Genomic DNA, 12334 nt, shown 5'->3' with positions numbered 1-12334 from the left:
TTCGCGCCCCGTGCGCGCGAAGCGTCAGCTGCCAGCCACGCATCAAGCCGATAATATGCTTACATTCCAACAAATCATCCTGACCCTGCAGACCTACTGGGACAAGCAGGGTTGCGCCCTGCTCCAGCCGTACGACATGGAAGTCGGCGCGGGCACCTTCCACACCGGCACCTTCCTGCGCGCGATCGGACCGGAACCCTGGCGTGCCGCCTACGTGCAGCCGTCGCGCCGCCCGAAGGATGGCCGCTATGGCGAGAACCCGAACCGCCTGCAGCATTATTACCAGTACCAGGTCGTGCTCAAGCCGGCGCCGGAAAACATCCTGGACCTGTACCTCGGTTCGCTGGAAGCGCTCGGCCTGGACCTGAAGAAGAACGACGTGCGCTTCGTCGAGGACGACTGGGAAAGCCCGACCCTGGGCGCCTGGGGCCTCGGCTGGGAAGTCTGGCTGAACGGCATGGAAGTCACCCAGTTCACCTATTTCCAGCAGGTCGGCGGCATCGACTGCAAGCCGGTGCTGGGCGAGATCACGTACGGCATCGAGCGCCTGGCGATGTATCTGCAGGGCGTCGAGAACGTCTACGACCTCGTATGGACGGAGTGGGAAGAGAACGGGATCAAGAAAACGCTGTCGTATGGCGACGTCTTCCACCAGAACGAAGTCGAGCAGTCGACCTACAACTTCGAGCACTCCAACACGGACCTGCTGTTCCAGGCCTTCGCCAACCACGAGAGCGAAGCCAGGCGCCTGATCGAGCTGGAACTCACGCTGCCGGCGTACGAGCAGATCATGAAGGCGTCGCACAGCTTCAACCTGCTGGATGCGCGCGGCGCCATCTCCGTCACCGAGCGCGCCGCCTACATCGGCCGCGTGCGCAACCTGTCGCGCCTCGTCGCCCAGGCCTATTACGACTCGCGCGAGAAGCTGGGCTTCCCGATGCTGCCGAACGCCGCGAAAGCTGACCAAGCGGCTGCCTGAGAACAGAACAAGACCACTATGAACCAGACATTACTCGTCGAACTGCAGACCGAAGAACTGCCGCCGAAAGCCCTCGCCAAGCTGGGCGCCGCATTCGCCGCCGGCATCGCGAACGGCCTGAAGACCCGTGATTTCCTCGAGGCCGACAGCGTCGTCACCACCTATGCCACCCCGCGCCGCCTGGCCGTCACCATCACCAACGTGCGCGGCACGTCGCCCGACAAGAGCATCCGCGAGAAGGTGCTGCCGGTGACCGTCGCCCTCGACAAGGACGGCAACCCGACCGCCCCGCTGGCCAAGAAACTGGCCGCCCTCGGCTTCCCGGAACTGCGGGTCAGCGACCTCGAACGCGCCCAGGACGGCAAGGCCGAGAGCTTCTTCTACACCTACACGGCACCGGGCAGCCAGTTGGCCGCCGGCCTGCAGCCGGTGCTGGAAGAGACCGTGACCAGGCTGCCGATCCCGAAGGTGATGAGCTACCAGCGTCCGGACGGCGCGACCGTGCAGTTCGTGCGCCCCGTGCACTCGCTGCTGGCGCTGCATGGCGAGACCATCGTGCCGCTGTCGCTGCTGGGCCTCGCCGCCGGCCGCAGCACGCTGGGCCACCGCTTCCTGTCGAACGGCCACCCGTTCGATATCGTGCATGCGGACGCGTACAACGAACTGCTCAAGGTCTTCGGCAAGGTCGTCGCGAATGCCGACGAACGCAAGGAATCGATCCGCACCCAGCTGCTGGCCAAGGCCGGCGGCGACCAGGTGCTGATGCCGGAAGCGCTGCTGGATGAAGTGGCGGCCCTCGTCGAATGGCCCGTCGTCTACGAATGCCAATTCGAGGAAGCCTTCCTGGCCGTGCCGCAGGAATGCCTGATCCTGACGATGCAGACGAACCAGAAGTATTTCGCGCTGACGGATGCTGCTGGCCGCCTGCGCTCGCGCTTCCTGATCGTCTCCAACCTCGAGACGCTGGACCCGTCCGCCATCATCGGCGGCAACGAGCGCGTCGTGCGCCCGCGCCTGTCGGACGCCAAGTTCTTCTTCGAGCAGGACAAGAAGAAGTCGCTGGAATCGCGCCTGCCGCTGCTGGCCAACGTCGTCTACCACAACAAGCTGGGCACGCAGGCCGAGCGCACGCAGCGCGTCACGCGCCTGGCCGGCGCCATCGCCCGCCGCCTCGGCTATGACGTGCTGCTGGCCGAGCGCGGCGCGCAGCTGGCGAAGGCCGACCTGCTGACCGACATGGTCGGCGAGTTCCCGGAGCTGCAGGGCATCATGGGCACCTATTACGCCCGCAACGACGGCGAGCACGAGGACGTTGCGCTGGCCGCATCCGAGCACTACCAGCCGCGCTTCTCGGGCGACGCGCTGCCGACGACGAATACGGGCCTCACGGTCGCGCTGGCCGACAAACTGGAAACGCTGGTCGGCATCTGGTCGATCGGCCTGCAGCCGACCGGCGAAAAGGACCCGTTCGCGCTGCGCCGCCACGCGCTGGGCGTGATGCGCATGCTGGTCGAGAAGCGCCTGGCGCTGGGTATCTCCGATTTGCTGAAGGATGCGGCCGGCGTGTTCGACTACATGCCCACGTTCAAGGACCCGACGGCGGAAGTCACGGTCTTCATGCTGGACCGCCTGCGCGGCCTGCTGCGCGACCGCGGCTTCGCACCGAACGAAGTGGAAGCCGTGCTGGCGCAGAACCCGGACCGCGTGGACGACGTCGTGCAGCGCCTGGAAGCCGTGCAGGCCTTCGCCGCGCTGCCGGAAAGCGCCTCGCTGGCCGCCGCCAACAAGCGCATCGCCAACATTCTGAAAAAGAACGAAGAGGCACTGGCCCAGGCAGGCAACGTCGATCCGGCCCTGCTGCAGGACGCCGCCGAAAAGGCGTTGTACGCGAGCGTGCAGCGCGTCCAGCCGCAAGTCGATGCCGCGTTCGAGCGTGGCGACTTCACGGGCACGTTGAAAACGCTGGCCCAGCTGCGCGACGACGTCGACGCGTTCTTCAACGACGTGATGGTGATGGCCGACGACGTCGCGTTGCGCAACAACCGCCTGGCCCTGCTGTCCATCCTGCACCGCATGATGAACCGCGTGGCCGACATCTCGAAACTGGCTGCCTGAGCGGAGCGCGCGCATGAAGCTGATCATCCTCGACCGGGACGGGGTCATCAACGAGGACTCCCCCGATTTCATCAAGTCGCCCGCCGAATGGGTCCCGATCCCGGGATCGCTGGAGGCGATCGCACGCCTGAACCAGGCCGGCTACCGCGTCGTCATCGCGTCGAACCAGTCCGGCATCGCGCGCGAACTGTTCGACATCGCCACGCTGAACGCGATCCACCAGAAGCTGCACGCGAACGCCCAGCTGGTGGGCGCGGACATCGACGCGATCTTCTTTTGCCCGCACGCGGCGGTCGACAACTGCGACTGCCGCAAGCCGAAGGCCGGGATGTTCGAGGAAATCAGCAAGCGCTTCAAGGTCAGCCTGAAGGGCGTGCCCACGGTCGGGGATTCGCTGCGCGACCTGCAGGCAGGCTTCAACTGCGGCTGCGTGCCTTACCTGGTCCTGACCGGCAAGGGCGAGCAGACCTACGCCAAGGGCGGCCTGCCGCCCGGCACGCTGATCTTCCCGGACCTCGCCGCCATGGTCGACGCCTTCCTGAGGTCGTCGACCAATCCGGGGTCCGGCACRCTGTCCGCGTCCAACTGATTTTCAAAGCATGATCGTAACTACCGCCACACCCTCCACGGAGAGCACGCCTTTGCGTAATGCCGTCCTGTTCCTGCGTTCCCTGTCGTTCGCGATCGTGATGACGGTCGCCACCGTCGTCTGGGCCTGCGTATGCTTCCTCGCCGCGCCGTTCCCGTACGCCACGCGCTTCAAGGTGACGTCGCAGTGGAACATCTTCATCATCTGGTGCGCCCGCGTCATCTGTGGCATCCGCTACCAGGTGAAGGGCTACGAGAACCTGCCGGACCATCCCGCCATCCTGCTGTCGAAACACCAGTCGGCGTGGGAGACCATCTTCATGCTGCCCAACATGAAGCGGCCGCTCGTCTACGTCTTCAAGAAGGAGATCCTGTATATCCCCTTCTTCGGCTGGGGCATGGCGCTGCTGCGCATGATCCCGATCGACCGCAGCAAGGGCAAGCGCGCGTTCGCGCACGTGGTCAGGATCGGCAAGGCGCGCCTCGCGGACGGCCAGTCGATCATCATGTTCCCCGAAGGGACGCGCATCCCCGTGGGCCAGAAGGGACAGTACAAAAGCGGCGGCACGCGCCTGGCGATCGAAACAGGTGCGACTGTCGTGCCGATCGCGCATAATTCAGGTGAGTGCTGGCCCAAGAACTCGTTCATCAAGCGACCGGGCCTCATCACCGTCTCGATTGGCAAGCCGATATCGCCGGAAAACCACACTCCCGACAGCCTGATGCAAGAGGTCGAAAATTGGATAGAATCGGAAATGCGCGTCATTTCGCCCCACGCCTATTCAGGTACTTGAACGAACTGGGCGCGCAGACCAAAGTACCACCGAAGCCGCCCACCATGACCTCCCCCAAGATCGACGCGAACCAGCTGGAGCTGTTTACCCAGGAACTCGCCGCGACGCTCAAGCCCCCGACCCCGCCGGCAGCGAAACCCGTGCCGCCGGCCCCGCTGTTCAAGGCACCGTCGGTACCGACCCGTACGTTACCCATTCCGCCCGTCGGCCCGAACGATCCGCCGCTGCGGCAAATCCAGCTCGGATCGCACACGGTGCACTACGTGCTGCGCCGCTCCACGCGCCGTTCGCACGGCTTCATGGTCTGCGACGACGGCCTGTTCGTCACGTCGCCGAGCCGCGCGCCGCTGGACGACATCGAACGCGCCATCCGCGCCAAGCAGCGCTGGATTCTCACCAAGCTGTTCGAACGGGGCGAACGCCGCGCGCTGCGCGCCGAGCGCCCGCCCGTGGAATGGGTCGACGGCGCGCAGCTGCCGTACCTGGGCACCGACCTCACCCTGCGCCTGGAACCGGCCGCGCGCAGCCACTGCGTGTTCGATGCCGACACGCGCGAGCTGCGCCTGGGCGTGACGCCGGACCTGGAAACGTGGCAGATCCGGGAGCGCGTGAAGCTGTGGTTCCAGGACGAAGCAAAGCGCATCTTCCGCGAACGCCTGGACCTGTACGCGCCGCGCGTGGGCGTGACCTACAATTCGTGCGCGATCTCGTCGGCCGGCACGCGCTGGGGTTCGTGCACGGTGGCCGGGAACATCCGCCTGAACTGGAAGCTGGTGCACTACCCGCTCGCGCTGCTGGACTACGTGGTGGTGCACGAACTGGCACACCTGCGCGAGATGAACCACAGCCCGGCCTTCTGGGCCGTCGTGGGCGAGGTGTTTCCGGATTACGATGGCGCCAAGGCGGCGCTCAAGAGGCGGTCGGTGGAGATGCCGGTGCTGTTCCCGAACGATTAAACGGAGTCGGCGATACGTAGGGTGGGCTCCCCGAGCCCACGCGTAAGTAAGCGGTTTGCGAACGTCCGCGTGGGCACAGGGGTGCCCACCCTACGCTCCGATAGAACGTTCTTACGACGCGCGGAACTGCAATTCGCCCGCCGCGCGCGCCTCGACGATGCCGCGCATCGCGCTCACTTCATCCTTGTTCAGGCACCGGAACGGAATCGGCAACGTGCCGCGCTTCAGGATCATCATGAAGCCGTTCGAATAGGTGCGGATGCGCTGCACGTCGTCCCAGCCGATCAGGCTCACGCCCATGTCGCTGGTGCGCACGATGCCGTGCTGGTCGATCTGGAATTCGTACAGGCGCTTCCCGCGCTGCAGCAGGATGAAGTGCATGGCCGCCGACAGCGTGCTTTTCAGGCGCAGATACAACCCCATCGGCCAGCGGATGTGGCGGCGGCGGATCAGGTAACCGCCGTGCTCCCACATGAAACGTACGTATTCGGCGAACGAATAGCGCACCCAGAAGTGCAGACTGTAACGTTCCGCCGGCGGATGCACGACCGGGATCGTGGCTGCCGGCATCGCGTCGGCCCCCAGATCCGCGGCGTCAGGCTGGTCCAGCAGAGCGGCCCCGCCATCCACGTGGCCGGCCGCCCGCGAGCGATTTGACCACAACATGTGCATCCCCTTTCGTTTTCCAATCTAAAGAGAATGGTAACAAAAGCTAGGCAATAAATTGTTGCAAGAGTTCAACAGTGCGCAATGTCGCGCCACGATGGCGCGCGGCGAAGGCCAGTGCCTGGGCGCCMATCGCGGTGCGGCGGTCGGCGTCGTCGATCAGGCCGGCGGCCGCGCGCAGCAGGGTCGCCGCATCGGGCACGCGCAACGCGCCGCCCGCGGCGACGGCTTCCTCGGTCGCCTGCAGGAAGTTGAAGGTATGTGCGCCGACGAGCACCGGTCGGCCCAGGGCGCAGGCCTCGATGAGGTTCTGGCCGCCGAGCGGCAGCAGGCTGCCGCCGATGAACGCGCAGTCGCAGGCCGCGTAATAGGCGAACATCTCGCCCATCGAATCGCCCAGCAGCACGTCGGCATCCACGCGGTCCGGCAGCGCCGACCGGCGTGCCAAGGTCAGGCCGCGTTCGACGGCCATGCGCGCCACCTCGTCGAAACGCTGCGGATGGCGCGGTACCAGCACGAGCAGCATGCCCGCCGGGCGCGCGTCCATGGTCTTGAAAGCGTCGAGGATGAGCGCCTCCTCCCCTTCGCGCGTGGATGCGCACAGGAATACGGGGCGGTGGGCGAAACGCGCGCGCAGCATCGCGCCGGTGTCCAGCGCGGCCTGCGGCGGCATGACGTCGAACTTGATGCTGCCCGTGACGGCGACGTGCGGCGCGCCCAGCGACGCGATGCGCGCCGCGTCCGCGTCGGTCTGGGCGGCGACCAGGGTGATCGCGCGCGCCGCATCCGTCATCAGGCTGCCGATCTTGCGGCCGCGGCGCAGCGAGCGTTCCGACAGGCGCGCGTTCACCAGCGCCACCGGCACCCCGTGCGCGGCGCAGCCGTGGATCAGGTTCGGCCACACTTCCGTCTCCATCAGGATGCAGATCGCGGGCTCGAAATGGCGCAGGAAGCGGCCGACCATGAAGCCGGTATCGTAGGGCAGGAACGATTGCACCACGCGCTCGCCGTGCTGATTGAACAGCGCGCGGCCCGTGGCGCGGCCGGTCGGCGTCATGTGCGTGAGCAGGATGCGGCAATCCGGCCGTGCGGCCAGCAAGGCTTCGATCAGCGGCTCGGCCGCGCGCGTCTCGCCCACGGACACGGCGTGTACCATGATCGTGAGGCGACTCTCCAACTTGCGGCCGTAGAAGCCGAGGCGCTCGCCCAGGTGCGTGCGGTAGCCGGGCTCGCGCCGCCCGCGCCACCACAGGCGGCCCAGCACGAGCGGCAGCGCCAGCCACCACATGAGCGAATACAGAAGACGCATCAGCGGCTCTCCAGCAGGCGCCGCGCGGCCGCCACGACCTCGGCGACGCCGGGCGCGGCGCCCGTGTCGCCCAGGTTGACGATGCGCGGCGACCAGTTGCCCTCGGTCTTCCAGCGCGGCGAATCGCAATAGATCTCGACCGTCGGCCGCACGAAGGCGGCGGCGATGTGCGTCAGGCCCGTGTCCACGCCGACGGCCAGCGCCGCGTGGCGCGCCAGTTCCACGGCGTCCATCATCGACAGTCTGGGCAGCACGCGCGCGTTCGGCAGCGCGCTTGCCAGGCGCTCGGCCTCTTCCTTCTCGCGCGGCGAGCCCCACGGCAGCAGCACCGTCATGGGCGCGAGTGCCTGGCCGAGCGCGATCCAGTGCGCCGTCGGCCATTTTTTCGCGTCGCGCGCCGTCCCGTGGAAGAACACGGCGTAGTCTTCCGGCGGCATCCAGGCCGGACGCGCACTGCCTTCCGGCGCCGGCAGGCCGAAGTCGGGCGGCGTGTCGACGGCGTAGCCGAGCGCCGCGGCCGCGACCTGGCGTCCACGCGCCACCGCGTGCGTGCGCGGTTCGACGGGAATGCTGCGGCTATGGAAGATGCGCGACACGCCTTCGTAGCCCGAATCCTCGGTGCCGTTGGCAAGGCCGACCTTCTGCCCGCCCGGACGCGTACGCGCGCAGGCCATGACGATGCCCGTCTTGATGAGGCCCTGCGTGTCGAACACGTAGTCGTACTGCTCGGCGCGCACGTCGCGGAAGAAACCGCGCAGTTCCGCGCGCACGGCAGCATCGCCCAGGCCCTTGCGCCAGCGCCGCAGCGCGAACGGAATCACCTTGCGCACGCGCGGATTGAGCTTCACGAGGCTGACATAGCCCTCTTCCACCACCCAGTCGACCTGGGCATCCGGAAAGTGGCGATGAATGTCCGCCACGATCGGGAGGTTGTGCAGGACGTCGCCGAGCGACGACACCCGCACCAGCAGGATGTTCAAGGTGTCACTCTCAGAACGGCAGCTCGGCGTCCGGCCTGGCGGCCTTGATCACGCGCGCGAATTCCTTCTGGATGCGGTCGAGCGCCTGCGGATTCTCGCCTTCGAAGCGCAGCACGACGACGGGCGTCGTGTTCGAGCCGCGCGCCAGGCCGAAACCGTCCGGGTATTCCACGCGCAGGCCGTCGATGTCGACGATCCGGTCCGCGCCCGGGAACTCGGCTTCCGCGCGCAGCTTGTCGATCAGCGCGAAGTTCTCGCCTTCCTTCAGGTGCAGGTGCAGCTCGGGCGTACTGGACGCGATCGGCAGGCCGTTGAGCAGCGCCGACGGGTCGGTTTCGCGCGTCAGGATCTCGAGCAGGCGGGCGCCCGTGTACAGGCCGTCGTCGAAGCCGTACCAGCGGTCCTTCCAGAAGATATGGCCGCTCATCTCGCCGCCCAGCGGGGCCCCCGTTTCCTTCAGCTTGGCCTTGACGAGCGAGTGGCCCGTCTTCCACATCAGCGGGCGGCCGCCGTGCTGTTCGATCCACGGGCCCAGGTGGCGCGTGCACTTCACGTCGTACAGGATCTCGGCGCCCGGGTTGCGCGCCAGGACGTCCTGCGAGAACAGCATCATCTGGCGGTCCGGGAAGATGATCTGGCCATCCTTCGTGACGACGCCCAGGCGGTCGCCGTCGCCGTCGAACGCGAGGCCGATCTCGGCGTCCGACGTTTTCAGGCATTCGATCAGGTCCTGCAGGTTTTCCGGGTGCGCCGGATCCGGGTGGTGGTTCGGGAAGTGGCCGTCCACGTCGCAGAACAGTTCGATCACCTCGCAGCCCATGGCGCGGAACAAGTCGCCCGCGACCATGCCGGCCACGCCGTTGCCGCAGTCGACGGCGATCTTGATCGGACGCGCGATCCTGACGTCGCCGACGATGCGCTCGACGTAGGCGGCCTTGATGTCGTGCGTCGAATAGTGACCCGGCTGGGCGGCCGGCTGGAAATCGTCGCGTTCGATGGCCTGGTACAGCGCCTGGATGGCGTCGCCGTAGATCGCCTCGCCCGCCAGCACCATCTTGAAGCCGTTGTAGTCCGGCGGGTTGTGGCTGCCGGTGACCATGATGCCCGAGCGCGCTTTCAACACATTGGTGGCGAAATACACCATCGGCGTGGCGACCATGCCGAGGTCGATGACGTCGACGCCGGCAGCCTGCAGGCCCGCGGCCAGTGCCTGCGCCAGTTCCGGTCCGGACAGGCGGCCGTCGCGGCCGATGATCACGGTGCGCTCTCCCTTGGCCAGCGCGGCGGCGCCGAAGGCCTGGCCGATGCGACGCGCGATCCCGGCGTCGAGCGTGCTGCCGATCACGCCGCGGATGTCATATGCCTTGAAGATTGTTTTCGAAAGAGAGACCATGAATTATCTACCTTGCTGGAGTGGGCACCGGAATGCGCGCACGCGGGCATTGCGATCACCGGTTGGATCGGAAGAAGGAAAAAAGAGATATTGTAACGGCAAGAAGCGCCGCTGGGGGCGGATGCCTGTGCGCGCGGAGGCGCAATCAGGCGCACAGGACGTGCGCCCGAAGGGAATGGGCGCCGCGATCTTTTGCCGGGAGATCCGCGCGGGCGAATGCTCCCTGCAAAAGAATACGGCGCGCGAAATCAGACGCGCAGTTTGTCCAGCGATTTACCGCCTTCGACCCATTCCTTGACCCATTTCGGCTGGCGGCCGCGACCGGTCCACTGTTGCGAGGCATTGTCCGGATTGCGATAACGCACGGCGACGGTGCCGGTATTCGCGCCCGCCGATTTGCCGCCACGGCCGCTGGCGCTGATCAGGTCTTTCAAAGGCATGCCCACGCTCTGCGCGATCGCCAGGATCTGTTCGCGTGCCTTTTGCACTTCCTGAACCTCACGTTTCTTCATTTCCTGCTTGATCTGCTCTTGCAGGTTGCGCAAATCGCCCAGGGACAAATTAGACAGATCCATCTTGATTCCTTTTGAGTAAAGTAGGTTGTAACGGATTTTATCGAATAACTGCTATTTGCCGCAATATACTACATCTGAATTTTCTTCAGGGTTTTTTGTGCCAAATCAGCCAGCGCGGTGCCCGGAATCTGACAATACGGGCGTACAACCATACGTAGCTGATAATGAACAATAGACAGAAGAATATCAAAAACCCGGTATTCCGCCAGAACACGGTCGCGGGGATAACGGCAGTCAAGGAAAACAGCCAGAGGTAAGGCGAGGTCCGGGCATTCCTTTTCATCAGTGCACGGGCTTCTTTGCGGCCGACGGTCCACTGGACGATGCGCCGGAAAATCAGGCTGTGCAGATGGATTCCGTCCGGCATTGTAGGAGATTTCCCACGTACAAACATCCGGCGATAAACGGAAAACACCGTTTCAAATGCCGGATAAATCAGCAGCAATGCCGCGTACCACGTCGACACCTGGGGATTGCGCATCACGAGCAGCAGGGCCAGTTCGCCCAGCATGAAACCGATGAAATAGGCGCCGCCGTCGCCGAGGAAGATGAGGCCGACGGGATAATTCCAGATCAGGAAGCCGGCCGTCGCACCGGCGACCGTCAGCGCGGCCACCAGCACGAACATATCGCTTACCTGCCAGCCGACGTAGGCGAGCGAGAACAGCATGAAGATCGTGACGACGCTGGCCAGGCCATTGAAACCATCGATGATATTCACCGCATTCGCGATGCCGGCAACGGCCAGCACGGTCAGCGGCAATATCAGCCACAACGAATGCAGCTGCAGGCTGACGAACGGCATATCCAGGCGCGCGATTTTCGCATCCAGCACGAGATAGGCGAGCAGCGCGGCGACCATGGTCAAAATCAGGCGGCGCGAGGGACGCACCATCCCCGTATAGTCTTCGACGATACCGCCGGCAAACGCGATCGAGGAACAGCCCAGCAACGCCACCAGCCAATAACCGAGGTCGGGCACGCGCCAGACCGAAATGGCGGCGGTCAGGGCGACCGCGACAAAGATCGGCAATCCGCCAATGCGCGCGACCGCATGCAGATGAACCTTTTGCACGCCACTGAAATTATCGTCGAGTGCGGAACCATGCAATTTCGAATGCTTGACGACGAGGAGCGTCAGCAGCGCAGACGCGAAAAAACTTACTATGAAGGAAAACATATTATTATTTTTTAAATGCAAGATCTCGCTGACGAAAGCCTTTGGCCTGGCACAGGATCAACAGGATTTCCGCGAGCGTGGGCGGACTGAGCCAAACCATTGTACCGGATGGCATCTGGCAATCGGACATGAGCAGTTTACGCGTGCGGCCCCTGTTCAGATTGACGGAAGACTAAACCGCACCGTCAAACTATCGACAAGGCAATTTACAATTGGTAATGCGCGGGTTGCCTGAACGGCCTCTTGCACGAAATCCCGGCAAATCAATTAGTATCGATCCTGCAAAACGAATCCCGCCGCGTGGCGCTCCGGATTCCCATCCACGCGGCTTCGGCCGCCTCCGTAAAAAGAAGCAAAATGAAAACCTATGTGATTGGCGACCTGCAGGGGTGCGCCCATGAAGCCGGCCTGCTCTTGGCCCGAATCCGCGACGATGCCGGGCTTGACGCCCGCATCCTGTTCGTTGGCGACCTGATCAATCGCGGCCCGGACTCCCTCGGTGCGCTGCGCCGCATGAAAGCGCTGTCGGAAGCGAGCGATGGCCGCGTCGACGCCCTGCTCGGCAACCACGACCTGCATCTGCTCGCGGTAGCCGTCGGCGCGCAGAAGACGAGCCGCTCGGACACGCTGGACGAGATCCTGGCCGCCCCCGACCGCGATGCGCTGATCGACTGGCTGCGCCGGCGGCCGCTCGCGATGTTCGTGGACGCCCACCTGGAACCTGCCATGGTAGGCAGGGGGAAGCGGATGGCGATGCATGACGAGTGTGGACAAGGCGCGAGGAGGCCGCATGGTAATC

At 65.0% G+C, this 12334-nt stretch carries 12 protein-coding genes; 6 read left to right on the top strand and 6 right to left on the bottom strand.

Going from position 1 to position 12334, the window contains the following annotated elements; genetic code table 11:
- Positions 1 to 55 precede the first annotated feature (55 nt).
- From glyQ to AC1DYX_RS19930, 5 genes are read left to right on the top strand one after another with little or no spacing between them, the layout of a single operon-like run.
- Positions 56 to 979 carry a glycine--tRNA ligase subunit alpha gene (gene glyQ, locus AC1DYX_RS19950; RefSeq protein ID WP_477261988.1) on the top strand — a complete coding sequence of 308 codons (924 nt, stop codon included), beginning with the start codon at positions 56 to 58 and terminating at the stop codon, positions 977 to 979.
- Positions 980 to 997: 18 nt separating this feature from the next.
- Positions 998 to 3094 (top strand): glycine--tRNA ligase subunit beta, encoded by a 2097-nt coding sequence (gene glyS, locus AC1DYX_RS19945; RefSeq protein WP_477261986.1) that lies wholly within the window; start codon positions 998 to 1000, stop codon positions 3092 to 3094.
- 13 nt (positions 3095 to 3107) lie between these two features.
- Entirely contained in the window at positions 3108 to 3683 is a 576-nt protein-coding gene (gene gmhB / locus AC1DYX_RS19940; RefSeq protein ID WP_477261984.1) for a D-glycero-beta-D-manno-heptose 1,7-bisphosphate 7-phosphatase, read from the top strand.
- A gap of 52 nt (positions 3684 to 3735) precedes the next feature.
- Complete coding sequence (locus AC1DYX_RS19935; RefSeq protein ID WP_477261982.1) at positions 3736 to 4476, top strand: lysophospholipid acyltransferase family protein; 741 nt, start codon at positions 3736 to 3738, stop codon at positions 4474 to 4476.
- Positions 4477 to 4520: 44 nt separating this feature from the next.
- Positions 4521 to 5432, top strand: coding sequence for a M48 family metallopeptidase (locus tag AC1DYX_RS19930; RefSeq protein ID WP_477261980.1), 912 nt, complete (start codon positions 4521 to 4523; stop codon positions 5430 to 5432).
- Positions 5433 to 5543: 111 nt separating this feature from the next.
- On the opposite strand, the gene AC1DYX_RS19925 is transcribed toward AC1DYX_RS19930, so the two are convergent.
- The 6 genes from AC1DYX_RS19925 to AC1DYX_RS19900 form a co-directional block, all read right to left on the bottom strand.
- Positions 5544 to 6098, bottom strand: a complete 555-nt coding sequence (locus AC1DYX_RS19925; protein WP_477261978.1) for a YcxB family protein — start codon at positions 6096 to 6098, stop codon at positions 5544 to 5546.
- A 46-nt stretch (positions 6099 to 6144) separates the two neighbouring features.
- Complete coding sequence (gene waaA / locus AC1DYX_RS19920) at positions 6145 to 7407, bottom strand: lipid IV(A) 3-deoxy-D-manno-octulosonic acid transferase (RefSeq protein ID WP_477261976.1); 1263 nt, start codon at positions 7405 to 7407, stop codon at positions 6145 to 6147.
- A complete protein-coding gene (gene waaC, locus AC1DYX_RS19915) occupies positions 7407 to 8387 on the bottom strand; it encodes a lipopolysaccharide heptosyltransferase I (protein ID WP_477261974.1) in 981 nt (326 codons plus the stop codon). The genes waaA and waaC overlap by 1 nt, the downstream gene beginning before the upstream one ends.
- A 10-nt stretch (positions 8388 to 8397) precedes the next feature.
- Positions 8398 to 9780 carry a phosphomannomutase/phosphoglucomutase gene (locus tag AC1DYX_RS19910; RefSeq protein WP_477261972.1) on the bottom strand — a complete coding sequence of 461 codons (1383 nt, stop codon included), beginning with the start codon at positions 9778 to 9780 and terminating at the stop codon, positions 8398 to 8400.
- 248 nt (positions 9781 to 10028) lie between these two features.
- Entirely contained in the window at positions 10029 to 10355 is a 327-nt protein-coding gene (locus AC1DYX_RS19905; RefSeq protein ID WP_477261970.1) for an H-NS histone family protein, read from the bottom strand.
- Between the two features lie 85 nt (positions 10356 to 10440).
- Positions 10441 to 11535 carry a glycosyltransferase family 4 protein gene (locus AC1DYX_RS19900; RefSeq protein WP_477261968.1) on the bottom strand — a complete coding sequence of 365 codons (1095 nt, stop codon included), beginning with the start codon at positions 11533 to 11535 and terminating at the stop codon, positions 10441 to 10443.
- A gap of 357 nt (positions 11536 to 11892) precedes the next feature.
- Between AC1DYX_RS19900 and AC1DYX_RS19895 the strand changes: the two genes are divergently transcribed.
- The coding region (locus AC1DYX_RS19895; protein ID WP_477261989.1) for a metallophosphoesterase at positions 11893 to 12334 on the top strand (442 nt) is incomplete at its 3' end.

It is taken from the genome of Massilia sp. P2_C2 (assembly GCF_056404615.1).
This window is presented reverse-complemented; position numbering and strand designations above follow the sequence as displayed.